A 25,732-nucleotide genomic window follows, 5' to 3' on the forward strand; every position below is an offset into this window, starting at 1 on the left:
AATCGCCCCTTTTTTTTTTGGGGGGGGGGGGGGGGGGGGCGGGTGGGGGGGCGGCCCCCCCCCCCCCCCCCCCCCCCCCCCCGCTCCCACGGATCAGGTGGTCGGCAGGTGAAGGATTAGGTACCCAGCAGGGTACGGACCTCGATCAGCTCCGGGAAAAAGCTCTGTTCCAGCGCCTTGCGCAGGAAGGCGACGCCGGACGAACCGCCGGTGCCGGGCTTGAAGCCAATGATGCGCTCCACGGTTTTCATGTGGCGGAAGCGCCAGAGCTGGAAGTTCTCTTCGATATCCACCAACAGCTCGCTGAGATGATACTCAGACCAGTACGCGCCCGTATCTTCATAAATACGCTTGAGGATGGGCAGCAACGCCGGCTGGCTGTGCCAGGGCTGGGTGAAATCGCGCTCGAGCAGCGCCACCGGCACCGGGTGGCCGCGCCGCGACAGGAAGCGCAGGTACTCGTCGTAAAGCCCCGGCGCCTCGTAAACGGCTTTCAGCCGCGCATGGCCGGCGGGGTCGTGTTCGAACACCTTCAGCATGTCGCCATGCTTATTGCCCAACAGGAACTCCACCATCCGGTATTGCAGCGACTGGAAACCGGACGATGGCCCCAGCACGTCGCGGAACTGCAGGTACTCGGCCGGCGTCAGCGTCTCCAGCACGCCCCACTGCTCGTAAAGCTGCCGCTGGATCTGCTTGACCCGGGCAAGCACTTTCTGGGTTCCGCCAAGGTCATCCGCCCGCAGGCGCGCCAGCGCGGCGTCGAGCTCGTGGATCATCAGTTTCAGCCACAGCTCGGAGGTCTGGTGCTGGATGATGAAAAGCATCTCGTCGTGGTGCTCGGGCTCGCTCAGCGGGTGCTGGGCGGTGAGCACCTGGTCCAGCCGGAGGTACGAGCCGTAGGTCACCCGCCCTTCCAGATCGGTGCGGATGCCAGGTTCGAGGTCGCGCTGGGGGTGGGCCATGGGCGTCTTCACATATGGGGTGGACAGCGCACGAACGGCGCCACGAAGCCATTTCGGGGCTAAGCGGCGGCCTTGTCATGCTGCGGCGTGCCTTGCCGGGCCATAATACCCCTGATATCTAGTCCGGCTCGCAAGACCTGATAAGCCGTTCGCGCCCCGCTGGATGGGCCCGTCCGCTTCCCCAATCGTGCGTGTCGTTTCTAACCTTCCCCTGGGAGCGAGTCGTGTCCATCGCCGCCAAGTTTGAAATTGAATACCTGCAGTACCTTGACCAGGATGGCAAGGAAACCGGCAAGGAGTTGCCTGCTTTCGCCAAGGATCTCGACCACATGGTCGAGCTCTACAAGCTCATGGTCTCCACCCGCGTATTCGATGCCAAGTCGATCGCGCTGCAGCGTACCGGCAAGCTCGGCACCTACGCCTCGTGCCTGGGCCATGAGGCCGCGCACGTGGGCATCGGCAGCGCCATGCGCCGTGAGGACTCGCTGGCCGTGTCCTACCGCGAGTACGGCGCCCAGCTGTACCGCGGCGTGAAGCCGCGCGAGGTCTACACCTACTGGGGTGGCGACGAGCGCGGTAACGACTTCAAGGATGCCCCGGCGCACGATTTCGCCTGGTGCGTGCCCATCGGCACCCAGTGCCTGCACGCGGCCGGTTCGGCGCTGGCCTTCAAGATCCGCAAGGAGCCGCGCGTCGCCGTGTGCACCATCGGTGATGGTGGCTCGTCGAAGGGCGACTTCTACGGCGCGATCAACGTCGCCGGCGCGCAGCAGCTGCCGCTGGTCGCCGTCATCGTGAACAACCAGTGGGCCATCTCGGTCCCGCGCCGCATCCAGAGCGGCTCCGGCACGCTGGCCCAGAAGGGCATCGCGGCCGGCCTGTTCTGCATCCAGGTGGATGGCAACGACATCATCGCCGTGCGCAAGGCCATGGAAGACGCGCTCGAGCGCGCCCGTTCCGGCCAGGGCGGCACGGTGATCGAAGCGGTGACCTACCGCCTCGGCGACCACACCACCGCCGACGATGCCCGCCGCTACCGTGGCGAGCAGGAAGTGAAGGACGCCTGGGAACGTGACCCGGTGCCGCGCCTGCGCAAGTGGCTCGAAGCCAAGGGCAAGTGGGACGACGCGAAGGAAGAGGCCTGGAAGGCCGAGTGCGACGACTGGATGGACAACGAGGTGAACGCGTACCTGGAGACGAAGAACCAGCCGGCGACGGCAATGTTCGACTACCTGTACGCCGAAGTCCCGGCCGACCTCGAAGCGCAGCGCGAGCTCGCCGCTTCCCTCGATCGCAAGTCGTAAGGAGCCTTTCCCATGGCACAAATCACTCTTATCGAAGCGGTGACCCAGGCGCTCGCCTACGAAATGCGCAATGACGACAGCGTCGTCGTGCTCGGCGAAGACGTCGGCGTCAACGGCGGCGTGTTCCGCGCCACCCAGGGCCTGCAGGAGCAGTTCGGCGAAGAGCGCGTCATCGACACGCCGCTGGACGAAGGCACCATCGCCGGCCTGACCATCGGCCTGGCCGTGCAGGGCATGAAGCCTGTCGCCGAAGCCCAGTTCGAAGGCTTCATCTACCCGATGATGGAGCACATCGCCTGCCACGCCGCGCGCATGCGCAACCGCACCCGCGGCCGCATGACCGTGCCGGCCGTGTGGCGCGCTCCGTGGGGCGGCGGCATCCGTGCACCGGAGCATCACTCCGAGGCCAACGAGCACCTGTTCACCAACATCCCGGGCCTGCGCGTGGTCATGCCGTCGTCGCCGGCGCGTGCCTACGGCCTGTTGCTCGCCGCCATCCGCGATCCGGATCCGGTGATCTTCTTCGAGCCGAAGCGCATCTACCGCCAGTACAAGGAAGAAGTGCCCGATGATGGCGAGGCGCTGCCGCTCGACGTCTGCTTCGTCCTGCGCGACGGCACCGACGTCACCCTGGTCACATGGGGTGCGCAGGTCAAGGAATGCCTTGAAGCCGCCGACGAACTCGCCCAGCAGGGCATCAGCGCCGAGGTCATCGACGTCGCCACGCTGACCCCGCTCGATTTCGACACGATCGCCGAATCGGTCACCAAGACCGGCCGTTGCGTCATCGTGCACGAAGCGCCGAAGACCGCCGGTTTCGGTGCGGAAATCGCCGCGCGCCTGTCGGAAGAATGCCTGTACAGCCTGCTCGCGCCGGTCGAGCGCGTCACCGGCTTCGATACGCACATCCCGCTGTTCCGCCTGGAAATGAAGTACCTGCCCAGCGTCGAACGCATCGTCGAAGCCGCCCAGCGCACGCTGGCCGCCTCCTGAGGAACCCCTAGACATGGCCGATATCAAGACCTTTTTCCTGCCGGACCTCGGCGAAGGCCTGCCCGACGCGACCGTCGTCGAATGGCACGTCAAGGAAGGCGACACGATCAAGCTCGACGCCCCGCTGGTGTCGATGGAAACCGCGAAGGCCGTCGTTGACGTGCCGTCGCCCTACTCCGGCACCGTGAAGAAGCTGCACGGCGCCGTCGGTGACATCATCGAAACCGGCGCCTCGCTCGCCGATTTCGAGATCGACCCGAACGCTCGCCAGCGCGCCGAAGCCGAGTCCACCGGCCACCACCACGGCCCGAAGAAGGGCGTCGGTTCGCCGGCCACGGACGATCCGTCGAAGGTCGTCGCTTCGGATGACGGCGGCGAGATCGATCCGCCGAAGGCCGGTGGCGACCGCGAAGACGAAGGCACCGTCGTCGGCGCCATGGTCAGCGGCAACGCCGTGCACACCGAGCAGGTCTCCAGCGCCGGTGGCGTCAAGGCCGTGCCGGCCGTGCGCGCCGCCGCCAAGAAGCTCAAGGTGGACCTCACCCGCGTGCAGCCGACCGGCGCCGGTGGCGTCATCACCATGGCCGACGTGAAGAACGCCGCCGCCAACGGCAGCGCCGCGGTGGGTTCCGCCCCGGCGCGTCCGGCCGCCGCCCAGCACCTCGCCCCGACGTTGCCGGAGCCGGGCCCCGCCCCGACCCGTACGCCGGTGTCGCTGGCTGGCAAGGCCGTCCGCACCGCGCCCCCGGGCAAGGAAGCGATGGGCCAGCCGGAGCAGCTGAAGGGCGTCCGCCGCAACATGGCGCGCGTCATGGCCGATGCCCACGCCCAGGTCGTCCCGACCACGCTGGTGGACGACGCCGACCTGCACGCCTGGATCGGCAAGCAGGACATCACTGCCCGCCTGATCCGCGCGATCGTCGTGGCGTGCAAAACGGTGCCGGCCCTGAACGCCTGGTTCAACGGCAAGGACCTGACCCGCACGCTGCACCCGCACGTGGATATCGGCATCGCCGTGGATACGGACGACGGCCTGTTCGTGCCGGCCCTGCGTAACGCCGACGTGCTCGACGGCGCGGGCATCCGTGCCGCGATCAAGCGCCTGCGTACGTCGGTCGAAGACCGCAGCATCCCGGCCTCGGAGCTCTCGGGCTACACCATCAGCCTGAGCAACTTCGGCATGTTTGCGGGCCGTTACGCCACCCCGGTCGTCGTGCCGCCGACCGTCGCCATCATCGGCGCCGGCAAGCTCAGCCACGACGTGGTCGCCGTCATGGGCGGTATCGAAGTGCACCGCCGCATGCCGCTGTCGCTCACCTTCGACCACCGCGCCGCCACCGGCGGTGAGGCAGCGCGCTTCCTGAAGGCGCTGATCGACGACCTGGGCCTGCCGAACTAAGCCCTGGCCGACAGTGTGAAATCGAAAAACGCCGCCCCTGACCGGGCGGCGTTTTTCGTAGGAGCCCACCCTGTGGGCGACGCCGTTCGCGGAGAACCCGCATGGCCTGCGGCGTTATCGCAAAAGATGTCGCCCACAGGGTGGGCTCCTACAGTAGATCTTGGCGATTGGCGGTATCCTTGCTGCCATGCTCAACAACGACACCCTCCGTAGCATCCGCTACATGCTCGACCTGGGCGACGTCCACGTCGTCGATATCCTCGCGCTCACCGGCTTCAAGGCCACCCGTGAAGACGTCGAGGCCTGGCTGAAGAAGGACGAGGAAGATCCCGGCTTCGTCGCCATGCCCGACCTGGCCATGGCGCACTTCCTCGATGGCCTGATCGTCCACCGCCGCGGCCGTGACGAAAGCCAGCCGGCCCGCCCGGTCGAAGCCCGGATCAACAACAACACCGTGCTGAAGAAGCTGCGCGTCGCCTTCGAACTGAAGGAAGACGACATCCTCGCGATCATGGGCGATGCGGGTTTCCGCGTCTCCAAGGGCGAGGTCAACGCCCTCTTCCGCCAGCCCAAGCACAGCAACTTCCGCGTCTGCGGCGACCAGTTCCTGCGCAACTTCCTCAAGGGCCTGACCCTGCGCCTGCGCGGCAGCAAGTAATTCCCGCGCGCTCAGGCCGTACAGGCTTTTGTGGGAGCGCGCTTGCGCGCGATGGGGGTGCCGCGAGCACCCATCGCGTGCAAGCACGCTCCCACAGCACGCTCCCACAGCACGCTTCCACAGCGTGCGCCTGGAATCAGATCGAGCGGCGTTTCCAGATCAGGTGGCGGATGACCAGGGCAACCGCGAGCACGGCGACGAAGGCACCGTAGCCGTATAGCGCCGGCACGACCTGCTGCCAGATCGCCCCACTCTTCGGGCCAAACTCATCAGCCGCGGGAAGTTCGACCGCGTCGTACGCCATGAGCGCCGCCTGGATCGAAAGGATCACCGAGCCTACGAGGGCCAGTGCATCGAAGGCGCGCCGCGCGGCGGAGCGCGGCAACGTCTTCGGGTAATGCCAATAGGCCCACCCAAGCACGATGAGCCACGGAGCGAGCAACATCAGTGCGAGGTAGCGCATGGGCGTTTAGTCCTGGTCGGCAGCCAGCGCGTCGAGGGCGGCGCGCAATCGGAGCATGGCGGCGGCACGGGCCACCTCATCGGGATACGGCTGGCCGCTGGCGGCCAGCTCGCCGTTGACGAGCAGCACCACGTGGTCGCCCTGCGATTCGATGATCGCCGCGGCACCGCCCAGCGTCGAGAGCATCTGGCGCGCGGCACCGGCAGCCTTCGGGTCGGCGTGGGCCACCGAGAGCAGCAGCTCTTCGCCATCCGCGCCGAACAGGCGGAAACGGAAGCTGCCATCGGCCTCGCGGAAACTGGCGAAGCGTGGTGGCTTCGCCTTCGCTGCGGGCTTCGCTGCCACCGGCTCCACCTTGGCCGCCGGACGGAACGTGCGCAGGCCGACCGCGTCGCGCAGTTGCTCCAGCAACGGCACGGCGATCGCACGGGCCTTGGCGGCGCCGGCGAGCAGGATGTCTTCCATGTCGTCAGGGCGCGCCATCAGCGAGTCGTAACGCTCACGCATGGGCGCCACGTCGGCTTCGATCCGCTCGAACAGCACCTGCTTCGCCTCGCCCCAGCCGATACCGCCATGCAGCGCATCGGCGAAAGCCGCGCTCTCATGCGGGGTGGCGAACGCCTTGAAGATGGTGAACAGGGCGGAATCGTCGGTGTCCTTCGGTTCGCCGGGAGCCCGCGAATCGGTCACGATCTTCATGATCGTCTCGCGCAGCGCCTTCGAGCCGCCTTCGAACAGCGGAATGGTGTTGTCGTAGCTCTTCGACATCTTGCGGCCATCGAGGCCCGGCAAGGTCGCGACCTGCTCCTCGATCTGCACTTCCGGCAGCACGAAGTAATCACGGCCATAGATGTGGTTGAAGCGCTGCGCGATATCGCGCGCCATCTCGATGTGCTGGATCTGGTCGCGGCCGACCGGCACCTTGTTCGCGTTGAAGGCCAGGATATCGGCCGCCATGAGCACCGGGTACATGTACAGGCCCGCGGTGACGCCGGCATCGGCGTCTTCCTGCTCGGCCACGTTCTTGTCCACGGCCGCCTTGTAGGCATGCGCGCGGTTAAGCAGCCCCTTCGCCGTGACGCAGGTCAGCAGCCACATCAGCTCCGGCACTTCCGGGATATCCGACTGGCGGTAGATCGTCGCCGTGTTCGGGTCCAGGCCGCCGGCCAGCCAGGTGGCCGTGATCTTCATTCGCGAGGCAGCCACGCGGTCGGCGTCATCGGCCTTGATCAGCGCGTGGTAGTCGGCCATGAAGTAGAAGGCATCCACGTTGGGATCCTTGCTGGCGACGATGGCGGGACGGATGGCCCCGGCGTAATTGCCGAGGTGCGGCGTGCCGGTGGTGGTGATGCCGGTGAGGACGCGGGTACGCATGGGGACCTTGCTTTGAAACGGACGGAAACCGCCCGAGTGTAGCCCGCGCGCCCGGCCCCGGGCGACCCCTCAGCGCATCAGGGTCGACTTGCCAAACAGCGACTCCACCAGCTCCACCGCCAGCTTGGCCGTCTGGTTCCGCTTATCAAAGGCCGGGTTCAACTCGACGATGTCCAGCGAACCCACCCGGCCGGTGTCGGCGATCATCTCCATCACCAGCTGTGCCTCGCGGTAGTTCGGGCCCCCGCGCACGGTGGTCCCCACACCCGGCGCGATGCTCGGGTCGAGGAAGTCGACGTCGAAGCTCACGTGCAGGTGGGTGTCCTCATCGACCCCGGCGAGCGCCTCTTCCATGGCGGCCTTGATGCCGATTTCGTCGATATAGCGCATATCGTAAATGTCGATGCCCACCTCGTGGACCAGGCGCTTTTCGCCCTCATCCACGGAGCGGATACCGATCTGGCGGATCATGTCCGGTGAAATCGCCGGCACGGTGCCACCGATGCCGGTGAGCTCATCGGGCCCGTGGCCGCACAGGCAGGCGACCGGCATGCCGTGGATGTTCCCCGAGGGCGTGATATTGCTGGTGTTGAAGTCCGCGTGGGCATCGAGCCACAGGATGCGAAGGTTTTTGCCCTTCTCGCGGCAATGCCGCGCCACGGCCGAGATCGAACCGATCGCCAGGCAGTGATCGCCGCCCAGCATGATCGGCAGGTGCCCGTCGTTCAGTGCGGCATAGATCGCCTCGTGGGTGGCCGTGTTCCAGGCCACTGCCTCGGGCAGGTGGCGGTAGCCGTTGGTGGGCGGCTGCCACGGGTTCAGGGGACCGGCGACGTTGCCGCGATCCACGACCAGCATGCCGCGCCTCTCGAGGCGCTCCGCCAGGCGGGCGACACGCAGGGCCTCGGGGCCCATGGAACTGCCGCGGTGGCCGGCGCCGATATCGGTGGGGACGCCTACGAGGGCGACCGAACGGGTGGTTGGGCTCATGGGGTCAGGCTCAGTGATTCGGGCTTTCTTTCACCAGCGGGCGGCCATCGGCGCGCCATGCGTCGGCACTGCCTTCCAGCAGGTGCACGTTGGTATAGCCCAGGGATTGCAGGGTGTCGCGGGCACGCGCGGCGCGCTTGCCCGACTTGCAGTAAACGACCAGTTCCTGGTCACGCTTCACGCCGAGGGCGCCGCTGCGGGTGGCAACTTCATCCACCGGAACGTTCAGGGCGCCTGCCAGATGACCCTCCCGGTATTCCTCCGGGGTACGGACATCCAGCAGCGCCGGGGCGTCATGCCCGGCCATGCGGGTCGCCATGGCATCGCGGGACACATCCTGCGCCCAGGCCGCAAACGGCAGGACGAGCAAGGCGCACACCAGCGAAACGCGGGAATTTCTCATTCCGCAAGTTTACACCGGGGTGGATCACAGCCACGTTGCACTGCGGCAGGGACCAAATGACGAAGGCCACCTACCCTCATAGGGGCGGAACCTGACGCACACGGACGGACGACGCCCACTACTGAGCCGTCCATGTGTCTGGCGCAATAACCGTTGGCATCCCAACCCCGGCGAATCCCTGATGCATCACTACATCACCTGCGGCCTAAGTAACGTCTGGCTCGTGGACGGCTTCAGAACGTCCAATACACCGTACGGACCGGCCATCGCGATTTCCGCCCTTCCAGAGCTTTACACAGCCATCGCCATGGCCCTGATAAAGAAGCCATCAGCGCTCTGTGGACCCGAAGTTCGATTTTTAAGGAAGCACACCGGGCTGTCGAAATCGGAGTGGGCACGTGGACTCGAAGCTGACCAGCGAACGGTGCTGCGCTGGGAAACGGAAGAGCAAGGCATGCCCTGCCCGACCGAGAAGCTGCTGCGGCTTTTCGTACGCGCCCACATTGACCGAACCGCGACCGTCCGCGAAGGAGTCGAGAAACTTTCGTTCGACGCGACGAGGTCACTTGTCCTCCCCCTCCTCTTCAGGAAGACAGGCGACCGCTGGAGCTTCGTGACCATTAACTCATCGAATCAGTGCGGATATCACGGTCGATGCTGTTCCAATGCCCTTATCCAAAAGTCCCGAGGCGCACCATCGAACTGTATGGAACGAGGCAAAACGGTTCGTGATTCGACGAGTCGAAAGCGTGCCCGGGGCTAGCGAATATCTTCTCTTCATCGACGAGAGTGGGGATCACGGACTCGCGCACATTACAACTGAGTACCCCATCTTCGTGCTGTGCGGAATACTCATTCGGAAGGATGAATACCTGCGAAAACTATGCCCTGCGATAGGCGCGCTAAAGATGTCGTTCTGGGGCCACGACCAAATCATTCTTCACGAACGGGATATCCGTAAGTGCCTACCGCCTTACGAATTCATGCGTGTATCGGGTGCTCGCGCCATTTTCCTGGAAGATCTGGAAGCGATCATGGCTGAAACTGACTACGCAGTCGTCTACAGTGTCATCAAAAAATGGGAATACATCACTCATTACGCCAGGCCGCAGGACCCCTATGACCGGTGCCTGCGATCTGTCCTGCAGCAGGCATTTCTTCACCTCCGTCAAGTTGGCCAAGCAGACTCAACCACCCACGTGATCGTGGAGTGTCGCGGCCGGAACGAAGACTCCCAACTTCGAAATGTTTTTCGCCGGATCGTTGAAGGCGAAAATGACTTCAGGATCGAGCTACCCTTTTCGCTAACCATGACGTCAAAATCGGCGAACTGCTCCGGCCTCCAGATGGCCGACATCGCCGCAAGGCCCATCGGACTGAGCGAGCTGCGCCCGACCCAGCCTAACCGCGCGTTTAGCGTTCTGAAGCCGAAGATCGTACAGAGCACGCACGGGAGCGCCGAAGATCGCTTTGCAGAGCAATCCGTCGGCCAAAAATGCGAAGGGCCTCACCGAAGTGAGGCCCAGCGCCGACCGGAAATGTCCAGTCCAACTTGACCTCAAGGTATCTGTCCCGCTGGAGGAATGCAAACCTTTTTGTCGATCGTCGTTGGTCGTGGCGCGCTGACGCCGCTTCGACGACCTACTGGCGAACGTGCAACGCAATCGTGCTTGAGATACTACTGAGTTTGCGAAGCCCCGCCCTGCTCCACCTCGCTCACTTGCCCAAGGCAGAGCACATCTCAGCCGCCGACAGAATCGTGTTATGGCTAGCATCGACATGTATCCACTCGACTGGCGGTTGCGGCAGTGCATGGATCAACGCCTCCGTGCGAGCCGCTGGAATCACCTCATCGTGGTTCGCCTGAAGCACGATCACGGGCACGCCCTTCAACTGACGCGCAGCCGCTTCACTATCAAGAGGATCATGCATCAGCCAGCTCACCGGGAGACCACCCATGTTGTCGTCCGCGACGCGGGTCATCTTGTCGTAGGGCGTTACCAGCCACAGCTTGTCGGGCTTGCGCGCAAGCGCCACCTGCGTTGCCACCCCGGTGCCGATGCTTATGCCGAGGATGCCAACGTGCGCATGTGTCTTCCGCACTTCGTCCACCAGCGCAATGCCATCGGCAACGAACTCGCGTTCGCGAGGGCGGCCCATCTGGCCTTCGTAACCGCGGTAAGGCATGAGGTAGATCGCGCGCTTCGAACAAGCGTCCAGGGTCGGCGCGTAGCCCGATAGGCTCATACCGTTACCTCCGAAGACCACGAGGGCGTCCTCGGCCCCAGGATGGAGTACCCAGCCTCGCATGACGCCATCCGGACGTTCGACCTTGAGCGCACCGGGCGGCATCGTCGCCCTGGCTCCGGGATAGAGCAGCGTGTCCTGCATCGCATAAAGGGACGCGGCTGCGACGCCAACGGTCAGCACGAGGAAAGCGGACAACAGCAATAGCCAGCGCACCGTGCGTTTCATGCATCCCCCGGATACAAAAAAACCTGCATCACGGCAGGCTTTTCGTTGCATTGGTGCCGGCACCCGGATTCGAACTGGGGACCTACCGCTTACAAGGCGGTTGCTCTACCAACTGAGCTATGCCGGCGAAGGCGGGGAGTTTATCAGAAGCAGCCGGTGGGTCGAGCGGTGGCGCCCGGGGCGCGGATCGCGCGGCGGATGTCGTTGCCGGCGTCGTCGGGGACGACTACGTCGAGCCACCAGACGGGGGTGGTTTCGGTGCGTTCGCTCATCCGCGCGGGGAAGCCCGCGGCAATGACTTCGTCGCGGCGCTTGCGGGCGTTGGCCGGGTCGTGGAACAGGCCCAGTGCCACGGAGTTCTGCATCTCGCCCTGGACGGTCACCACGAAGTAATCCTTGATGCCCTTCGCCTCGAGGCGCCGGGCCTGCGCGAGGGCCAGCTCACGGGTGTCCTGAGCCGGCAGGAACACGCGCCAGCCATGCGATTCGGTCGTCTGCTCCTGACGCTGCCGGCTACGGACGGTGCGCGAGGCCAGCGTGGTACGCGTGGTACGCAGATCCACCTGGGTCGCAAACGGGCCGATCGCGAGGCAGCGGTAGCTGCGCTTCGCGCTGGTCGGCACCGAGGCGGGCGGTGCGGGCGCCTCCGCGGCGGCCTTTGCCACCTCTTGTGCGGGTGCGGGCGGTGTCGGCGTGGGCTTGGCGGGAGTCACCGGAATGGTCGCCACGGCGGTGGGTGCCTTTTCCGCGACCGTCGCGCTGGACGCGACCGGCACACTGGAAGCCACCCCGCTCGATGCGCCAGCAGGCGCGCCAACACTCGACGCCACCGGCAACTCGGTCAGCAGCTTCAACTCCGGCACGCCCTTGTCCGAGGCCTCCACGGCGTGCGGACCGCTTTGCCCCAGCAGCAACCACGCGGCCACCGCAATGTTGAGGGCGATCAGCAGTACGAACAGCAAACGCAGCAGCATGGTGGCCTTGGCTCGTGTAATGGGCCTGCGCGCGTTCCCCTGTAAGAACCGGCAGCGACTGGATTCTAGGGGATTTTCGCTGCCCCGGCGTGCGTCTTCGCCCACACTGCGAGCCCGCGCAGGACGGCGTCGGGCACGATGCTCACCGCGTGCTCCAGCAGGGGCGCGAGCAGTTCGGCGTCGCCACCGCCCAGGGTCACCTGGGGCGCGCCGCCCAGCTGCGGGGCAGCGCGGCGCACGAAGCGATCGACCAGGGCCGCACTGGCCTGCCAGCAACCGGAGGCAAGCCCATCGGCCGTGTTGTCGGCGAGATCGCGGACGGCACCCGCCTGCGTCGGACGAACCTGGACGGTCGCACCGAGCACGGATTGCTGCATGAGTAGCGGGCCGGGCGCGATCCAACCGCCGAGGTGGCGGCCGTCAGCATCGAGGGCATCGAGCGTGAGCGCGGTGCCGACACTGGCGAGCACGCACGGTGCCCTGCCCGCGTCCCAGGCGTGAACCATGGCGAGGAAGCGATCAACGCCCAGCCGGCCGGGTTCGGCATACGCATTGCGCACGCCGCAGGCTTCGGCGGGCGTACGCACCCAGGTGGGTTCGCAGGCAAACGCGTTGACCGCCGCGACGGCGACCGCCGTTTCGCGCGCACCATCGACCACCGACGCACCGACGACACGATCGGGCCGCGGCCACGTGGCCCAGAGCGTGGCCAGCTCATGCGCGATATCCGCGTCCCAGCCAAAGGCGCCGCGATGGGTGAAGTCCGCACCGTCATATAGCGCGAACTTCAAGCGCGTATTGCCGAGGTCGAGCAGCAGGATCATGCGCCGCTCCTGCGCACGGAAATCTCGGCGCTATCGACCGTCACCGCTTCGCCGTCGGCGCGACGAACACGCAATGCACCGCGTTCGTCGACGCCTTCGCCCGTGGCGATGTATTCCCCGCGCGGATCGATAACGCGCAGCGACTGCCCGTTGAGCAGGTCGTAGGCCGCGTATTCCTTCGCGAACGCCGCGAAGCCCTGGCGCTCGAACAGCCGCAAGCCTTCGGCCAGTGCGCTGACGACGGCCGCGGCCACGGTGTTGCGATCCGGCGGCTGGCCGCCGCTGAGCGCCGCGAGGTCGGTGATCGGCTGCCCGGCACGCTCGTGCAGGGTATCGGGCAGGCGAATGTTGAGGCCCACCCCGATCACTGCGGCGCACGGGCCCGAATATTCACCGGAGAGTTCGACCAGGATGCCGGCGAGCTTCGCGTTCCCGGCCAGCACGTCGTTCGGCCACTTCAGGCCGGCGGTACGGATGCCGACCCGGTCGAGTGCGCGCAGCAGCATCACGCCGACCGCGAGCGACAGGCCGGACAGCGCCGCAAAGCCGCTGTCGAAGCGCTTCAGCACCGAGAGGTACAGGTTCATGCCCGGCGGCGACAGCCAGGTACGGCCGCGCCGGCCGCGTCCCGCCGATTGGGTTTCGGCGAGGACGAAAGCCAGGTCGTCGAGCACCGGATTGCGCCGCGCCAGCTCGCTTGAGGTGGAATCGAGCTCCCAGTGGACTTCCAGCATGCCGATATCCGGCAGCACGGCGGGGTCACAGGCGGCCCGGATGGCGGGGCCATCGAGCAGCTGCGTCGGCCAGGGCAGGCGGTAACCACCGCCCACCTTGGCTTCCACCGGCACGCCCTTCAGGCGTAGCGATTCCATCTGTTTCCAGACGGCGGCGCGGGTCACGCCCGCCTGGCGGGCCAGGGAGGCGCCGGACACGGCATCGCCGCCGGCAAGGGCTTCGAGGAGGTCACGTGCGAGCATGGCTACCGTCAGGCCGTCAGGCGGCCCCTGCGGGAGTGGGGAAACGGGGACATCCGCTGATTCTAGGGCAGGCGAGCGGATTTCGCCCGGGTCGCGGCCATGCCCGTGGCCTGGCGACGAACCACACTGGCGCCCCCGTGAATTTTCTGCGAGGATCGGTCGTCCCCCCGTATTGTCCGGGGGCATTGGGGTTTACCGATGAACGCCAGACCTTACATCTTCGGATGTCTGTGCCTCGTCGGTGCCACCGGCACCGCCGCCGCTTCCGACATCGATCCTTCCAGCCTGTTTTCCATGGGCGGGACGGCTTCGTCGTCGTTTGAAGGCAGCGGCGGCCGCTCGCAAGGCAGTGCGCCCCACGAGAACAGCAGCACCGGCGGCGATGTCATGTCGACCCGCCCGGGTGGCTCCGGCCGCGCCAGCGGCGGTTCCTCGTCGAGCAGCTCCCCAGTCGCGGATGACGACCCGAACCGCGAGGGCCCGGCCCCCGTTCGTGCGCCTACGCCGAGCTGGCAGTCGCTGCTCCCGGGGTCCATGCTCTGATTTTCCGCGGTTGGCCGTCGTTCCTGGCGCGGTTCCGTGCGCCCGTACCGCCCATCGATGATGCCCGCTGGAAAGAGGCGGTAGCGCGCGTACCCATGGCCCGGGCGCTCGATGCCCCGCGCCTGCACTACCTCCGCCAGCTGGCCGCGCTGTTCCTGCATACGAAGCGGTTCCACGCCCTGGGTGGCGCGGCGCTGGACGATTTCTGGCAGCTCGTGATCGCCATGCAGGCGAGCCTGCCCGCCCTGCCCCGCGGACCAAAAGCGTTCAAAGGCTGGACCAATGTCCTGGTCTACCCCGGCGAGTTCAACGTGCGGCGGAGCCACCGCGATGCGCACAGCGGTGTCGTCACCGAGCAGGACGACACGCTCATCGGCGAAGCCTGGGATCGCGGCCCCATGGTGCTCTCACTGGCCGATGTGAAGCTCGACATCGAAGCGCCGTGGGATGGATTCAACGTCGTGATCCACGAGATGGCGCACAAGCTCGACATGCTCGCCGCACCGGCGAATGGCGTTCCACCGCTACTCCCGGGCATGAACCGGCGCGAGTGGATCGCGACCATGCAGCAAGCCTTCGATCGCCTGGTGAAGCAGACCGAGCGCGGCCGCGAGACCGCGATCGATCCGTACGGCGCGGAAGCACCGGAGGAATTCTTCGCCGTGACCAGCGAACTGCATTTCTCCCAGCCGGCGCTGCTACGCGAAGCGGAATCAAAAGTGGCGAAGCTGCTGACCGACTTCTACGGCCCCTCGCCCGCGTAGCTCAGCCCGGCGGAATGGTTACCCGGAAGCGGGCGCCGCCCAGTTCTTCGGAGTGATCGACGTGCAGGGTGCCCTGGTAGGCCTTGATGATGTCCTGGACGATCGACAGGCCGATGCCGTGGCCTTGCACGCGCTCGTCGCCACGGACGCCGCGCTGCAGGATCTTCTCGATCTTCTCGTCCGGAATACCGGGGCCGTCGTCTTCGACAATCAGTTCGAGTCCGCTGCCACCCTTGCGCCCCGGCCGGGTCGCCCGCGCGGTGAGCAGCACGCGGTGCGAAGCCCACTTGAACGCGTTCTCGACCAGGTTGCCCATTAGCTCCAGCAGGTCGCCCTGCTCGCCCGGGAAAGCCACGCCATCTTCCAGTTCGAATTCGCAAAGCACGTTCTTGGCCGCGTACACCTTCTCCAGGCTTTGCACGAGATCTTCGGCATGCCCGGCGATCGGCTCTTCCGCGGCGATGATGCGCCGGCCCGAGGTTGCCGCGCGGGAAAGCTGGTAGGCCACGATCTCGTCCATCTTGCGCACCTGGTCGAGGATGTCGCCACGCAGGTTGTGCGCGTCGCCGTCGGTTTCCAGTTGCGAGCGAACGACCGCGAGCGGCGTCTTCAGGCTGTGTGCCAGGTCGGCCAGCGTGTCGCGGTAACGGGTGCGCTGCTCGCGCTCGCTATCGATGAAGGCGTTGAGGCGCCGGGTCAGCACGGTGAGTTCCACCGGGTACGGGCCATCGAGGTGATCGCGGGCACCACGCTCGATATGGGCGAGGTCGCTCGACACGCGTCGCAGCGGCAGCAGGCTCCAGCGCAGCAGGAACAACTGCAGCAGCATCAGCATCATGCCGAGCATGGCCAGCCAGAGGAACTGCGTGCGGCGGTACGTGGCCACCTGGCGCTCGAACTGGTCCTCGGTCTGCGCGACGGCGAAGGTCAGCGGGACGCTACGCTTCTCGGTGCTGTCCAGCGAGACGCCGTAACTGAAGACGTAGAGCTTGCCGCTGCGCGTCTCCACCGGTTCGAAAGCGGTCTCGCCGGGCGAAAGCATGCGTACGAAATCGAAATCGCGACCCAGCGCCGATGACGATTCCCAGCGGAATCCATCGTTGCCCACGATGATCGCGTAGAGCCCCGAGCCCGGCCGCGAGAAATCGGGATTGGGCTGGCTATCGGGCGTGGTGACCTTGCCGGCGCGGGTGATGTCCGTACCGGTGATGTATGCGATGGCGTAGTTGTGCAGCCGGTCGTGCATGGCCGACAGCTCGGAGGCGTAGTTGGCCTTGTTCTGCGCAAGGCCGGTCAGGCCAAGAAAGGCTGCCAGCGCAAAGCCCGTGGCAAGCGCGGCGCGCGCAGCCAGCGACAGGGGGCGGCGCTTGGTCGATGAAGCGGTTTCCATGCTTCGCAGTTACCTACATGGCGGCGCGGCGTCGTGCCACGCCGCCACGATAATCTTAGTCTTCGTCCGCTTCGTTGCGCGGGATCGCGAAACGGTAGCCGCGGCCGCGCACGGTTTCGATCGGCTTGAGCGCGCTCTCCGGATCCAGCTTGCGACGCAGGCGGCCGATGAACACTTCCAGCACGTTCGAATCGCGATCGAAATCCTGCTGATAGATGTGTTCGGTCAGGTCGGCCTTCGACACCAGCTCGCCGGCGTGGAGCATCAGGTACTCGAGCACCTTGTACTCGTAGCTGGTGAGGTCCACCTGGCGGCCTTCGACGGTGACCGTCTGGGCGGTGGTATCGAGCTTGATCGGGCCGCAGGCGAGGATCGGCTTGGACCAGCCACTGGCGCGGCGGACCAGCGCGTTGATGCGCGCCAGCAGCTCCTCGACGTGGAACGGCTTGACCAGGTAGTCGTCGGCGCCGTGCTTCAGGCCTTCGACCTTGTCCTGCCAGCTGCCGCGCGCGGTAAGGATCAGGATCGGGTAACGCTGGCCGTGCTCGCGCAGGGCCTTCACCAGGTCCATGCCGGAGAGCTTGGGCAGGCCCAGGTCGATGATGGCGAGGTCGAACGGGACCTCGCGGCCGAGGTAAAGACCTTCTTCGCCATCCTGGGCGGCATCGACGGCGAAGCCATCGCGCTTCAGGCGCGCGGCGAGGGTCTCGCGCAGCGGGGCCTCGTCCTCAACGAGCAGGATTCGCATTAATGTCTCTCCTTGGTATCCCCGGCGGTGGCATCCAGGGGTTTGGCGGTTTCGGTTCGAAGGGGCACCACTTTCACGTGCCCGTCCAGAGTGAGGACCTTGACCCGGTATTCGGTGATTCGCCCGCGCTCGACAAGGCGGGTATCCGCTGAAAGCACCTTCCCCCCGGTTTCTTTCTGCACCTTGGCTACCGCCTGCTCCAGCGTCATCGACTGCTGGGCCAGGGCGGCAAACGGCGCGCCGGCACAGATGGCGGCGAAAAATAGCGGGCGGAACGTGATTTTCATGTCAGGCGCGGTGTCATGCGAGTCGGCCGATCATGCCGATGCCCGCCCCGCCCGAAGCTGAACGAAACTAAGCCGCTTGGCGCAGGGGGGCCATGGCGGACTCGATCAGGCTCCAGTCGGCCCCCGGCAGGTGGGCACCCTCCGACAGTTGCCGGCGGAAACCACGCGCACCCGGCTCGCCCTGGTAAAGGCCCAGGATGTGGCGGGTGATGTGCTTCAGGGCCGTACCCCGGGCCAGTTCGGCCTCGATATAGATACGCATGCGCTCGAGGACATCGGCCCTGTCGGCCATTGGCGCGCTATAGAGGGCCGTCTCCAGCTGCGCCAGGACGAACGGGTCGTGGTAGGCCGCGCGGCCCAGCATCACCCCGTCGACATGGGCCAGGTGCTCCTGGACAGCCTCGACCGTGGTGATACCACCGTTGATCACGATCGTCAGGTCCGGGAATTCCTGCTTCAGCCGGTAGACCCGGCCGTAGTCCAGCGGGGGAATCTCCCGGTTTTCCTTCGGGCTCAGCCCCTCGAGCCAGGCCTTGCGTGCGTGGACCACCAGGTGTTTCACCCCGGCCTGCACCATGACCTGGGTGAAGTGCTGGAGATCGGCGTATTCGTCCTGGTCGTCCACGCCGATGCGGCACTTCACCGTGACCGGCACGTCGACCACTCCGGCCATGGCGCGAACGCAGTCCCCCACCAGTTCCGGCTCGCGCATAAGGCAGGCGCCGAACTTGCCGGACTGGACCCGATCGGAGGGGCAGCCGACGTTGAGGTTGATCTCGTCATACCCCGCCTGGGCGCCCAGGATCGCAGCCTTGGCCAGCTCGGCCGGATCGCTCCCGCCGAGCTGCAGCGCCACCGGATGCTCCTCGTGGCTGTGCTCCAGCAGGCGAACCTGACCGCCACGCACCAGCGCGGCACTGGTGACCATCTCGGTATACAGGCGCGCATGCGGCGACAGCAGACGGTGGAAGTACCGGCAATGCCGGTCCGTCCAGTCCATCATGGGGGCTACGGTGAGGCGAAAGGCAGAGGGGTCAATGGGTTGCATGGGGTCATTTTAGCAACAACCGCTTGTGGGAGCGCGCTTGCGCGCGATGGCCTTACGTCTCCGACATGCGTTGCGCCCGCAAACTGACACGTAGCTCCGGCAAAAAGCGCGCACGCAAACCGTTACAATGTAACAAAGCCATAAGCGGAGCCTCCCGTGTCGACCTTTTCCGATCCCCAGGCCGTAGCCCGATATGCACAGGGACCCGTGCGGCAGGTGCCGGGTTTTCACGGCATGCAGCAGATGGCCTCGCTCCTCCTCGCGGAATCCGTTCCGGCCAATGGGCATGTCCTCGTGCTCGGCGCGGGCGGCGGTCTCGAGCTGAAGGTCTTCGCGGAAGCTCACGCGGGCTGGCGGTTCACGGGCGTGGACCCTTCCGCCGAGATGCTCGGGTTGGCGACGACGACACTGGGCCCGCTTGCTTCGCGCGTGGACCTGCGCGAAGGCTATATCGACACCGCTCCCGAAGGCCCGTTCGACGGGGCGACCTGCCTGCTCACCCTGCACTTCCTCACCGCTGAAGAACGCCTGCACACGCTGCAGGAACTTCGTCGGCGCCTGAAGCCGGGCGCGCCCCTGGTCGTGGCCCATCACAGCTTCCCGCTGGGCGATGGCGAAAAGGAACGCTGGCTCCGGCGTTACGCGGCGTTCGCTGCCGCTTCCGGCGTGCCCGAAAAGGATGCGAGCAACGCGGCATCAGCGATAAGCGCGCGGCTTCCATTGCTCTCGCCCGAGACCGATGTCGCACTCATGCGCGAGGCCGGGTTTATCGACACCGAACTATTCTTCGCCGGCTTCACGTTTCGCGGCTGGGTAGCTTATGCACCACCGGCTGGGTCCATGGCTCCATAGCTCCGGGCAAGCGCCTGGTCCAAGCCTGCCAGCGGGGCAGCGAAGGCCTGCCACGCCCTTGCAATATCCCGCGTAACCGCGGCGGAAACTATCGGTAACGGGTGGACGCTACGTTCACCCTGCGCAAGCACGAGATCGGTATCAACCGGTTCCGGCCAGGTCATGGCGGGCGTGAGATTGCGCCCAACCACTACCAGTGAGACATCCCATGACGACCAGGCATTCGATGCTTACGGGCGCGGCCCGTTGCGCCCTTCCGCTGCTCCTCGCGGGCGTAGCCCTCCCCGCTGCCGCCGGCTCCATCATCAATACGAACGCCTATGTGGCGAACCAGAACGACAATACCGTGTCGGTGATCGACACGACGCGCAATGTCGTGACAGCGACTGTTACCGTTGGTAGCAGCCCGTTCGGCATCGCCGTCAGCCGTGACGGCAGCAAGGTCTACGTGACCAACTCGAACGACAACACCGTGTCGGTCATCAAGGCATCCACCAATGCGGTCGTCGCCACGATCCCGGTTGGCGCCTTCCCGTACGGCGTCACCTTCAGCGTGGATGGCCGCTCGGCCTATGTGACGAACGCCAACGACAGCACCGTGTCGGTGATCGATACCGCCACCTACAGCGTGGTCGATTCGCTCCCCACCGGCACCGTACCGTTCGGCGTGGCCGCGGGCATCTCTGGCAAGTACGTCTACACCGCCAACTTTTTCGACAACACGGTGTCGGTGATCAACACGAAGACGAAGCAGGTTGAAGCCTCCGTGCCGGTGGGTTCGGCGCCGGTCAGCCTCGACGTGGGCCCGTTCGGCGCGCGCGTCTATGTCGCGAACCAGGGCACGAACAACGTCTCGGTGATCGACACCGCGAGCAACACCGTGACCTCGACGATCGCTACCGGCAACGCGTCCGATGCGGTCGCGACGAGCCTCCTGGGTACGCGCGCCTACGTGTCCAACCTTGCCGATGGCACGGTGTCGGTCATCGACGCCGGCAGCAAGACCGTGATCGCGACGGTTCCAGTCGGCATCGCACCGGGCCCGATCGCGGTCAGCCTGCCGCTGGCACGCGTCTATGTCACGAACTCCGGATCGAACACGGTCTCGGTGATCAATCCGGCGAACAACAAGGTCGTCGCGACCGTCAACGTCGGCAACGGCCCATCGGCCGTCGCGACGCAGCAGGTCGACTAAGCTTCCGTCGCCGTAGCATGCGAAACGGCCGCCTCGATGGGCGGCCGTTTTTTTACTGCCCCTCCGGCGGTTCCCAGAGTTCCACCTTGTTCCCCTCCGGGTCCATGACCCAGGCGAACTTGCCGTAGTCCGATTCGTCCACGTCACCAACGACCTGGCACCCCTCGTCGCGCAGCGCTTTTACAAGCGCGTGCACGTCATGGACGCGATAGTTGATGGTGAATGCCTGGCTCTCGGGCACCTGGCCATCCTTGCCTGAGGAAACCGACCAGATGGTGGTGCCGCAGGTCGGCTCACCCTTGTCGTCCGTCCAGGTGAAGGCGGCGCCGCCCCACTCCTGTACGTCGATCCCAAGGTGCTTCTGGTACCACGCCCGCAAGGCCGGGGCGTCCTTGGCCTTGAAGAAAATGCCGCCAATACCGGTGACGCGTTTCATGGGACCTCCGACCGTGGGCGATGGAAACGCGAGCGTACCGCAAGACCGGCTGCACGCGGGGGCCGTCGACACAGCCGATACGTAGGTGCAATCGATGCGGGGGCGGCCCTGCTGTAATGCGTCTCTTCCCCGCATTCCCGGAGCCTGGCGATGAAGCGCCTGCCTACCCTGGCGAAACTCGCCCTGCTCGCCGCCATAGGCATCGCCGTGCCTGCCCACGCCGGTGCCGTACCACCCTTCGACGGCGCCACAGGCTGGTTGAATTCCCAGCCCCTCGTCGATGCCAACCTGCGCGGCAAGGTCATCGTGGTCAATTTCTGGACGTACTCATGCATCAACTCGCTCCGCCAGGTGCCGTACGTGCGCGCCTGGGCGGAGAAGTACAAGAAGCAGGGGCTGGTGGTGATCGGGGTGCATTCCCCCGAGTTCGCCTTCGAGCGCGACGCGGGCAACGTGCGCCGTGCCCTGGCCGAGTACAACGTGAACTATCCGGTGGCCATCGACAGCGATCACCAGGTGTGGGACGCCTTCAATAACGAATACTGGCCCGCCCTGTATTTCATCGATGCGAAGGGCAAGGTGCGCCACGTCGAATTTGGCGAAGGCAACTACGACAAGTCAGAACTGGTCATCCGCCGCCTGCTTGAGGAAGCAGGCAACCCGCCCACGAGCGGACCGCTCGTCGCCCCGGTCGGTGAAGGCGCGGAAGCGCCCGCCGATACCGCGGACGAGCGCTCGCCCGAGACCTACACCGGCTATGCCCGCACGGAACAGTTCGCGTCCCCAGGCGGCGTGGTGCAGGACCGCATGCACGGCTACAAGGTGCCCGACGGCCTCGGCCTGAACCACTGGGCACTTGCCGGCGAGTGGACCATGGGCCGTGAGTCGGCGAAGGCCGAAGGCGCCGACGGCAAGATCGTCTACCGCTTCCATTCGCGTGACCTGCACCTCGTGCTCGGCCCCACGGCCGGTGGTGGCAGCGTCCGCTTCCGGGTCACGATCGACGGCAAGCCGCCGGGAGCAGCCCACGGCGTCGATACCGACGCGAGCGGTAACGGCAAGGTCGACGAGCCGCGCATGTACCAGCTGATCCGGCAGACCCCGCCGATCACGGATCACGTCTTCGAGATCGAATTCCTCGATCCTGGCGTGCAGGCGTACTCCTTTACCTTCGGCTGAGAGACGGCCGCGCCAGCAATCAGCTACATTCCTGACCCGGCGGCCGCGTGGCCGCACTTCGGGGGATAAGGGTGAGGAAAGCATCGTTGGTGGGGGCCACGCTGTTGGCCCTGGGCACGCTTGCGTCCGGTGCGCAGGCCGCCGAGAGCGCGAAGGCCGGCACGAGCCAGGCCGCGGTACCGCTGGACGCCGCCTGCAAGGGCAAGCCGGGCAAGGTCGATAGCGCAGGCTTCGTTCGCATTGGCGGCATCGAACAATGGGTCACCGCCAAGGGCGACAGTTGCGCCAACCCCGTCATCCTGTTCATCAGCGGCGGCCCCGGCAATCCCCTGAGCCCGCTCTCGGACACGATGTACGGTGCGTGGTCGAAGGATTTCATCGTCGTGCAGTGGGACCAGCGTGGCGCGGGCATGACCTATGGGCGCAACCCGCCTGCCGAAGGCGAGACGCTGACGATCGAGCGGATGGCAAAGGACGGCAACGAGCTCGCCGAATATCTCGCGCACCGCTACGGCAAGCGCAAGGTGATCCTGTGGGGGAGCTCGTGGGGCTCGATCCTTGGCGTTTACATGGCGAAGGCCCGGCCGGACCTGTTCTATGCGTACGTAGGCACTTCGCAGGTCGTGAACTCGCTGGAGAACCAGGCCGAGAGCTACAAGAAGCTCATGGCCCTGGCCGAAGCGGCTAACGACCAGCCGTCGCTCGCTATCCTGAAGCAGGTCGGCACGCCGCCGTGGACCGATCCGCGCAGCTTCGGCAAGGTGCGCCGGGTCATCCGTGCGTACGAAGCGAAGGTCACGACACCGCCTCCATCCACATGGAAGCCGGCACCGGAATACACGACGCCGAAGGCCACGGAGGACTATACGAACGGTGAGGACTATTCCTTCATCAACTTCGTCGGCATGCATGGCGACGGTATGCTCGCCCACGCGAACCTCCCCGCCCTCGGCACCGACTTCGCTATCCCGGTCTTCCTGATCGAAGGGAAGCAGGACCTGCTCGCCACGCCGGACGTCGCGCGCCGCTGGTACGACCAGATCAAGGCGCCGGAGAAAGGCTGGGTACTGCTCGAGCACGCGGGCCACGATCCGAACCAGGACGTGATCGATGCGGAGTACAAGGTGCTCCGCGAGCGTGTGCTGCCGCTGACGCGCGAAAAGTAGCAACGTCGAAGCGGGGCACGGATGCCCCGCTCAGTCCGGTTCGGGCGACAACGCGGTTTCCGCGACGCTGCGCAAGGCCTGCGTGATGTGCTGAAGCGTGCTCGAAGGCACCGCTGCGCATTGCCAGTAGAGCGGCACGTAGAGCGTGCGTTCTTCATCGATCGTGGCGATCTGGCCGGCGGCCAGTGCAGGCCTGGCGAGCAGGTCGGGCGCCAGGCACCAGCCGAGCCCCTTTGCCGCCGCTTCGACGAAACCCGTGGACGTGGGAAGGTAGTGGATCGGTGGCGTGACCTTCGCCCGGGTGACGCGACGCACATAGCGCGCCTGCAGCTCATCCTTGCGGTTGAACACGATCATCGGCGCGGCGGCAAGCGATGCCGCATCCATGCCGCGTGGAAAATGCTTCCGCACGAAAGCGGGCGATGCGATCGCGTGATAGCGCATGCGGCCCAGCGCGAAGACGTTGCAGCCCTGCAGGGGTTTGCGCTCCGAGGTGATCGCGCCCAGCACCGCACCCTCGCGCAGGTGGTCGAGCGTGTGATCCTGGTCGTCCACGCGTACGTCGAAGAAGTAACCATGCCCGGCGTGCAGGGTGGCCAGCGCCGTGATCACCCACGTGTGCAGGGAATCATCGTTGACCGCGATCGCGACCGGCCGCGACTGCGCCGGCCGCACTTCCTCGGGCAGGAAGTCCGCCAGGGCTTCCGCCTCGAGCGCCTGCATCGGCCTGAGGCGGAGCAGCAGCCGCTCACCGGCGGCCGTCGGCCTGCACGGGACCTGGCGGACAACCAGCACCTGGCCGAGCCGGTCTTCGAGCGCCTTGATCCGCTGCGAGATGGCTGAGGGCGTCACCGAAAGGCGCCGGGCGGCATGCTCGAAGCTGCCTTCCTCGATGACGGCGGCGAATGCGGCCAGCTGGGGATGAAGGAGATCCATGTGGCCAGATTAGCAAATCTTATCCGACTGAAGATTCTTTAGTTTGTCTAAGCAGCATAGGGGCGACATCATGGGGGCCTTCCTCCGGTGACATCCCCATGATCCTGACTACTGCACTCGCTGGCTTCGCAGCCAGCGCCGGCCTCATCATGGCCATCGGCGCCCAGAACGCGTTCGTATTGCGGCAAGGCCTGCAGCGCTCGCACGTGGGTGTCGTCGTGGCCATCTGCGCCCTCAGCGACATCCTCCTGATCCTGCTCGGCGTGGCCGGCATTGGCGTTCTCGTCGAACGGGTGCCGTGGCTGCTCCAGGCCCTGCGCTTCGGCGGTGCCGCCTTTCTCGGGGTATATGCCCTGATGGCCGCCTGCCGGGCCTGGCGAGGCGGTGGCGGGCTAGCCCCCTCCGGCGGCGTCCAGCCCGCGTGGTACAAGGCGGCCCTTGCCTGCCTCGCCTTCACCTTCCTCAATCCGCACGTCTATCTCGACACCATGATCCTGCTCGGCAGCCTTTCGACCGGCTACCCCGACACGTTGCGCTGGGTCTTCGCGGCCGGCGCCTGCGCTGCGAGCGTGGTCTGGTTCCTCAGCCTTGGCTTTGGCGCGCGCCTGCTCACGCCGGTCTTCAGGAATCCGACGGCGTGGCGCATCATGGATGCGGCCGTGGCGCTGTTCATGCTGCTGCTTTGCGTGGTGCTGCTGGTGCGTCCGCTGCACTGAGTGCCTTTCCCTCCCGGCTATCGATAACGTCACATGTACGTACCCGCCCTCTTCGCCGAAACCGACGCCGCCACGCTGTTCGCGCTGCTCCGCGAGCATCCGCTGGGCGCACTGGTCACGCACACCACCGCCGGCCTGGACGCGAACCACCTGCCCTTCCTTGTCGACGAAAGCCGCGGCGCGAAAGGCACGCTGGTGGCGCACGTGGCGCGCGCGAATTCGCTCTGGCGCGACGTCGCGGCGGGCGATGAGGTGCTGGTCGTCTTCCGCGGCGCGAACGGCTATGTCTCGCCCAACTGGTATCCGAGCAAGCACGAAACCCACCGCCACGTGCCCACGTGGAACTACGAGGCGGTACACGTCCACGGCCGCATCCGCGTCATCGACGACGAAACCTACGTGCGCGGCGTCGTGGCCCGACTCACCCGCGAACACGAATCCCGGCTGCCGGAGCCATGGCGCATGGGCGATGCCCCGGCCGATTACCTTGCCGAGGAACTGGCCCATATCGTGGGCATCGAAGTCGAGATCACGCGACTGGAAGGCAAGCGGAAGCTCAGCCAGAACCGCACGCCGGCCGACTTCGAGGGCGCGGTACAAGGCGTCGATGGAAGCGGGAACCCCGCGCTGGCCGCCGCAATGCGCCGGGCAGCGATCAAGCGTGATCAGTAAT

At 65.9% G+C, this 25,732-nt stretch carries 29 protein-coding genes and 1 tRNA gene; 14 read left to right on the top strand and 16 right to left on the bottom strand.

The genetic code is table 11. The annotated features are described in order from the left end of the window. Window positions 1-116 precede the first annotated feature (116 nt). On the bottom strand, window positions 117-965 hold the full coding sequence (locus ACZ6YI_RS19355) for a tryptophan 2,3-dioxygenase (RefSeq protein WP_465780066.1): 849 nt from the start codon (window positions 963-965) through the stop codon (window positions 117-119). A 224-nt stretch (window positions 966-1,189) separates the two neighbouring features. Between ACZ6YI_RS19355 and pdhA the strand changes: the two genes are divergently transcribed. The 4 genes from pdhA to ACZ6YI_RS19375 all read left to right on the top strand — a co-directional run bounded on the left by pdhA (window position 1,190) and on the right by ACZ6YI_RS19375 (window position 5,319). Then, window positions 1,190-2,269 (top strand): pyruvate dehydrogenase (acetyl-transferring) E1 component subunit alpha, encoded by a 1,080-nt coding sequence (pdhA, locus tag ACZ6YI_RS19360; protein ID WP_440329374.1) that lies wholly within the window; start codon window positions 1,190-1,192, stop codon window positions 2,267-2,269. A gap of 12 nt (window positions 2,270-2,281) precedes the next feature. Further along, window positions 2,282-3,262 carry an alpha-ketoacid dehydrogenase subunit beta gene (locus ACZ6YI_RS19365; protein ID WP_045828010.1) on the top strand — a complete coding sequence of 327 codons (981 nt, stop codon included), beginning with the start codon at window positions 2,282-2,284 and terminating at the stop codon, window positions 3,260-3,262. Between the two features lie 13 nt (window positions 3,263-3,275). Further along, window positions 3,276-4,661 carry a dihydrolipoamide acetyltransferase family protein gene (locus ACZ6YI_RS19370; protein ID WP_465780067.1) on the top strand — a complete coding sequence of 462 codons (1,386 nt, stop codon included), beginning with the start codon at window positions 3,276-3,278 and terminating at the stop codon, window positions 4,659-4,661. Window positions 4,662-4,848: 187 nt separating this feature from the next. Beyond that, window positions 4,849-5,319 (top strand): YehS family protein, encoded by a 471-nt coding sequence (locus ACZ6YI_RS19375; protein ID WP_440329370.1) that lies wholly within the window; start codon window positions 4,849-4,851, stop codon window positions 5,317-5,319. A gap of 136 nt (window positions 5,320-5,455) precedes the next feature. Here the strand turns inward: ACZ6YI_RS19375 and ACZ6YI_RS19380 are convergent, their stop codons facing one another. The 4 genes from ACZ6YI_RS19380 to ACZ6YI_RS19395 all read right to left on the bottom strand — a co-directional run bounded on the left by ACZ6YI_RS19380 (window position 5,456) and on the right by ACZ6YI_RS19395 (window position 8,549). Next, window positions 5,456-5,782: a hypothetical protein gene (locus tag ACZ6YI_RS19380; RefSeq protein WP_440329367.1), complete on the bottom strand. Its 327-nt coding sequence runs from the start codon at window positions 5,780-5,782 to the stop codon at window positions 5,456-5,458. Between the two features lie 6 nt (window positions 5,783-5,788). Then, window positions 5,789-7,156: a tryptophan--tRNA ligase gene (locus ACZ6YI_RS19385; protein ID WP_465780068.1), complete on the bottom strand. Its 1,368-nt coding sequence runs from the start codon at window positions 7,154-7,156 to the stop codon at window positions 5,789-5,791. 69 nt (window positions 7,157-7,225) lie between these two features. Continuing rightward, entirely contained in the window at window positions 7,226-8,146 is a 921-nt protein-coding gene (gene rocF / locus ACZ6YI_RS19390; protein ID WP_465780069.1) for an arginase, read from the bottom strand. A 10-nt stretch (window positions 8,147-8,156) separates the two neighbouring features. Then, the gene (locus ACZ6YI_RS19395; RefSeq protein WP_440325343.1) at window positions 8,157-8,549 is read right to left on the bottom strand and encodes a rhodanese-like domain-containing protein; all 393 of its coding nucleotides are present in this window, start codon (window positions 8,547-8,549) and stop codon (window positions 8,157-8,159) included. Between the two features lie 181 nt (window positions 8,550-8,730). On the opposite strand from ACZ6YI_RS19395, the gene ACZ6YI_RS19400 reads away from it, so the two are divergent. After that, window positions 8,731-9,312 (top strand): hypothetical protein, encoded by a 582-nt coding sequence (locus ACZ6YI_RS19400; protein ID WP_465780107.1) that lies wholly within the window; start codon window positions 8,731-8,733, stop codon window positions 9,310-9,312. After that, window positions 9,215-10,105 carry a DUF3800 domain-containing protein gene (locus ACZ6YI_RS19405; protein ID WP_465780070.1) on the top strand — a complete coding sequence of 297 codons (891 nt, stop codon included), beginning with the start codon at window positions 9,215-9,217 and terminating at the stop codon, window positions 10,103-10,105. The genes ACZ6YI_RS19400 and ACZ6YI_RS19405 overlap by 98 nt, the downstream gene beginning before the upstream one ends. Before the next feature lie 160 nt (window positions 10,106-10,265). On the opposite strand, the gene ACZ6YI_RS19410 is transcribed toward ACZ6YI_RS19405, so the two are convergent. The 5 genes from ACZ6YI_RS19410 to ACZ6YI_RS19430 all read right to left on the bottom strand — a co-directional run bounded on the left by ACZ6YI_RS19410 (window position 10,266) and on the right by ACZ6YI_RS19430 (window position 13,799). Next, window positions 10,266-11,024: an alpha/beta hydrolase gene (locus ACZ6YI_RS19410; RefSeq protein WP_465780071.1), complete on the bottom strand. Its 759-nt coding sequence runs from the start codon at window positions 11,022-11,024 to the stop codon at window positions 10,266-10,268. Between the two features lie 51 nt (window positions 11,025-11,075). Then, window positions 11,076-11,151, bottom strand: a tRNA-Thr gene (locus ACZ6YI_RS19415). A 16-nt stretch (window positions 11,152-11,167) separates the two neighbouring features. Next, window positions 11,168-11,998, bottom strand: coding sequence for an SPOR domain-containing protein (locus ACZ6YI_RS19420; protein WP_465780072.1), 831 nt, complete (start codon window positions 11,996-11,998; stop codon window positions 11,168-11,170). A gap of 65 nt (window positions 11,999-12,063) precedes the next feature. After that, the gene (locus ACZ6YI_RS19425; protein WP_465780073.1) at window positions 12,064-12,822 is read right to left on the bottom strand and encodes a type III pantothenate kinase; all 759 of its coding nucleotides are present in this window, start codon (window positions 12,820-12,822) and stop codon (window positions 12,064-12,066) included. Continuing rightward, window positions 12,819-13,799 (bottom strand): biotin--[acetyl-CoA-carboxylase] ligase, encoded by a 981-nt coding sequence (locus ACZ6YI_RS19430; RefSeq protein WP_465780074.1) that lies wholly within the window; start codon window positions 13,797-13,799, stop codon window positions 12,819-12,821. The genes ACZ6YI_RS19425 and ACZ6YI_RS19430 overlap by 4 nt, the downstream gene beginning before the upstream one ends. A 198-nt stretch (window positions 13,800-13,997) precedes the next feature. Here ACZ6YI_RS19430 and ACZ6YI_RS19435 point away from each other — a divergent pair, with 198 nt between their 5' ends. After that, window positions 13,998-14,342, top strand: a complete 345-nt coding sequence (locus tag ACZ6YI_RS19435) for a hypothetical protein (protein WP_465780075.1) — start codon at window positions 13,998-14,000, stop codon at window positions 14,340-14,342. Between the two features lie 53 nt (window positions 14,343-14,395). Then, complete coding sequence (locus tag ACZ6YI_RS19440; protein ID WP_465780105.1) at window positions 14,396-15,106, top strand: M90 family metallopeptidase; 711 nt, start codon at window positions 14,396-14,398, stop codon at window positions 15,104-15,106. A gap of 1 nt (window position 15,107) precedes the next feature. Here the strand turns inward: ACZ6YI_RS19440 and ACZ6YI_RS19445 are convergent, their stop codons facing one another. From ACZ6YI_RS19445 to dusA, 4 genes are all read right to left on the bottom strand, one after another. Next, window positions 15,108-16,496, bottom strand: coding sequence for an ATP-binding protein (locus ACZ6YI_RS19445; RefSeq protein ID WP_465780076.1), 1,389 nt, complete (start codon window positions 16,494-16,496; stop codon window positions 15,108-15,110). 55 nt (window positions 16,497-16,551) lie between these two features. After that, window positions 16,552-17,244: a response regulator transcription factor gene (locus tag ACZ6YI_RS19450; RefSeq protein ID WP_331644717.1), complete on the bottom strand. Its 693-nt coding sequence runs from the start codon at window positions 17,242-17,244 to the stop codon at window positions 16,552-16,554. Next, the gene (locus ACZ6YI_RS19455) at window positions 17,244-17,531 is read right to left on the bottom strand and encodes a PepSY domain-containing protein (RefSeq protein WP_440325385.1); all 288 of its coding nucleotides are present in this window, start codon (window positions 17,529-17,531) and stop codon (window positions 17,244-17,246) included. Before ACZ6YI_RS19455 ends, ACZ6YI_RS19450 begins: the two co-directional genes overlap by 1 nt. A gap of 67 nt (window positions 17,532-17,598) precedes the next feature. Further along, window positions 17,599-18,579, bottom strand: coding sequence for a tRNA dihydrouridine(20/20a) synthase DusA (gene dusA / locus ACZ6YI_RS19460; RefSeq protein ID WP_465780077.1), 981 nt, complete (start codon window positions 18,577-18,579; stop codon window positions 17,599-17,601). Window positions 18,580-18,735: 156 nt separating this feature from the next. Between dusA and ACZ6YI_RS19465 the strand changes: the two genes are divergently transcribed. Together ACZ6YI_RS19465 and ACZ6YI_RS19470 are read left to right on the top strand one after the other, a co-directional pair. Then, the gene (locus ACZ6YI_RS19465; RefSeq protein WP_465780078.1) at window positions 18,736-19,431 is read left to right on the top strand and encodes a class I SAM-dependent methyltransferase; all 696 of its coding nucleotides are present in this window, start codon (window positions 18,736-18,738) and stop codon (window positions 19,429-19,431) included. Between the two features lie 208 nt (window positions 19,432-19,639). Beyond that, a complete protein-coding gene (locus ACZ6YI_RS19470; RefSeq protein WP_465780079.1) occupies window positions 19,640-20,626 on the top strand; it encodes a cytochrome D1 domain-containing protein in 987 nt (328 codons plus the stop codon). Window positions 20,627-20,678: 52 nt separating this feature from the next. Here ACZ6YI_RS19470 and ACZ6YI_RS19475 read toward each other — a convergent pair whose 3' ends face one another. Then, window positions 20,679-21,062: a VOC family protein gene (locus ACZ6YI_RS19475; protein WP_465780080.1), complete on the bottom strand. Its 384-nt coding sequence runs from the start codon at window positions 21,060-21,062 to the stop codon at window positions 20,679-20,681. A 150-nt stretch (window positions 21,063-21,212) separates the two neighbouring features. Between ACZ6YI_RS19475 and ACZ6YI_RS19480 the strand changes: the two genes are divergently transcribed. Both ACZ6YI_RS19480 and ACZ6YI_RS19485 read left to right on the top strand, forming a co-directional pair. Then, a complete protein-coding gene (locus ACZ6YI_RS19480; RefSeq protein ID WP_465780081.1) occupies window positions 21,213-22,241 on the top strand; it encodes a thioredoxin family protein in 1,029 nt (342 codons plus the stop codon). 89 nt (window positions 22,242-22,330) lie between these two features. Further along, window positions 22,331-23,407: an alpha/beta fold hydrolase gene (locus ACZ6YI_RS19485; RefSeq protein ID WP_465780082.1), complete on the top strand. Its 1,077-nt coding sequence runs from the start codon at window positions 22,331-22,333 to the stop codon at window positions 23,405-23,407. Between the two features lie 30 nt (window positions 23,408-23,437). Here the strand turns inward: ACZ6YI_RS19485 and ACZ6YI_RS19490 are convergent, their stop codons facing one another. Next, on the bottom strand, window positions 23,438-24,343 hold the full coding sequence (locus ACZ6YI_RS19490; RefSeq protein ID WP_465780083.1) for a LysR family transcriptional regulator ArgP: 906 nt from the start codon (window positions 24,341-24,343) through the stop codon (window positions 23,438-23,440). 98 nt (window positions 24,344-24,441) lie between these two features. On the opposite strand from ACZ6YI_RS19490, the gene ACZ6YI_RS19495 reads away from it, so the two are divergent. Together ACZ6YI_RS19495 and ACZ6YI_RS19500 are read left to right on the top strand one after the other, a co-directional pair. Then, a complete protein-coding gene (locus ACZ6YI_RS19495) occupies window positions 24,442-25,059 on the top strand; it encodes a LysE/ArgO family amino acid transporter (RefSeq protein WP_465780084.1) in 618 nt (205 codons plus the stop codon). Between the two features lie 33 nt (window positions 25,060-25,092). Next, a complete protein-coding gene (locus ACZ6YI_RS19500) occupies window positions 25,093-25,731 on the top strand; it encodes an FMN-binding negative transcriptional regulator (RefSeq protein WP_465780085.1) in 639 nt (212 codons plus the stop codon). The last annotated feature ends 1 nt before the right edge of the window (window position 25,732 follow it).

Source organism: Luteibacter sp. NPDC104163 (assembly GCF_055584245.1).

Coding starts and splice junctions, on each gene's coding strand:
- ACZ6YI_RS19355 (WP_465780066.1), bottom strand. CDS start 965: ATGGCCCACCCCCAGCGCGACCTCGAACCTGGCATCCGCACCGATCTG.
- ACZ6YI_RS19365 (WP_045828010.1), top strand. CDS start 2,282: ATGGCACAAATCACTCTTATCGAAGCGGTGACCCAGGCGCTCGCCTAC.
- ACZ6YI_RS19370 (WP_465780067.1), top strand. CDS start 3,276: ATGGCCGATATCAAGACCTTTTTCCTGCCGGACCTCGGCGAAGGCCTG.
- ACZ6YI_RS19375 (WP_440329370.1), top strand. CDS start 4,849: ATGCTCAACAACGACACCCTCCGTAGCATCCGCTACATGCTCGACCTG.
- ACZ6YI_RS19380 (WP_440329367.1), bottom strand. CDS start 5,782: ATGCGCTACCTCGCACTGATGTTGCTCGCTCCGTGGCTCATCGTGCTT.
- ACZ6YI_RS19385 (WP_465780068.1), bottom strand. CDS start 7,156: ATGCGTACCCGCGTCCTCACCGGCATCACCACCACCGGCACGCCGCAC.
- rocF (WP_465780069.1), bottom strand. CDS start 8,146: ATGAGCCCAACCACCCGTTCGGTCGCCCTCGTAGGCGTCCCCACCGAT.
- ACZ6YI_RS19395 (WP_440325343.1), bottom strand. CDS start 8,549: ATGAGAAATTCCCGCGTTTCGCTGGTGTGCGCCTTGCTCGTCCTGCCG.
- ACZ6YI_RS19400 (WP_465780107.1), top strand. CDS start 8,731: ATGCATCACTACATCACCTGCGGCCTAAGTAACGTCTGGCTCGTGGAC.
- ACZ6YI_RS19405 (WP_465780070.1), top strand. CDS start 9,215: ATGCCCTTATCCAAAAGTCCCGAGGCGCACCATCGAACTGTATGGAAC.
- ACZ6YI_RS19410 (WP_465780071.1), bottom strand. CDS start 11,024: ATGAAACGCACGGTGCGCTGGCTATTGCTGTTGTCCGCTTTCCTCGTG.
- ACZ6YI_RS19420 (WP_465780072.1), bottom strand. CDS start 11,998: ATGCTGCTGCGTTTGCTGTTCGTACTGCTGATCGCCCTCAACATTGCG.
- ACZ6YI_RS19425 (WP_465780073.1), bottom strand. CDS start 12,822: ATGATCCTGCTGCTCGACCTCGGCAATACGCGCTTGAAGTTCGCGCTA.
- ACZ6YI_RS19430 (WP_465780074.1), bottom strand. CDS start 13,799: ATGCTCGCACGTGACCTCCTCGAAGCCCTTGCCGGCGGCGATGCCGTG.
- ACZ6YI_RS19435 (WP_465780075.1), top strand. CDS start 13,998: ATGAACGCCAGACCTTACATCTTCGGATGTCTGTGCCTCGTCGGTGCC.
- ACZ6YI_RS19445 (WP_465780076.1), bottom strand. CDS start 16,496: ATGGAAACCGCTTCATCGACCAAGCGCCGCCCCCTGTCGCTGGCTGCG.
- ACZ6YI_RS19450 (WP_331644717.1), bottom strand. CDS start 17,244: ATGCGAATCCTGCTCGTTGAGGACGAGGCCCCGCTGCGCGAGACCCTC.
- ACZ6YI_RS19455 (WP_440325385.1), bottom strand. CDS start 17,531: ATGAAAATCACGTTCCGCCCGCTATTTTTCGCCGCCATCTGTGCCGGC.
- dusA (WP_465780077.1), bottom strand. CDS start 18,579: ATGCAACCCATTGACCCCTCTGCCTTTCGCCTCACCGTAGCCCCCATG.
- ACZ6YI_RS19470 (WP_465780079.1), top strand. CDS start 19,640: ATGACGACCAGGCATTCGATGCTTACGGGCGCGGCCCGTTGCGCCCTT.
- ACZ6YI_RS19475 (WP_465780080.1), bottom strand. CDS start 21,062: ATGAAACGCGTCACCGGTATTGGCGGCATTTTCTTCAAGGCCAAGGAC.
- ACZ6YI_RS19480 (WP_465780081.1), top strand. CDS start 21,213: ATGAAGCGCCTGCCTACCCTGGCGAAACTCGCCCTGCTCGCCGCCATA.
- ACZ6YI_RS19490 (WP_465780083.1), bottom strand. CDS start 24,343: ATGGATCTCCTTCATCCCCAGCTGGCCGCATTCGCCGCCGTCATCGAG.
- ACZ6YI_RS19495 (WP_465780084.1), top strand. CDS start 24,442: ATGATCCTGACTACTGCACTCGCTGGCTTCGCAGCCAGCGCCGGCCTC.
- ACZ6YI_RS19500 (WP_465780085.1), top strand. CDS start 25,093: ATGTACGTACCCGCCCTCTTCGCCGAAACCGACGCCGCCACGCTGTTC.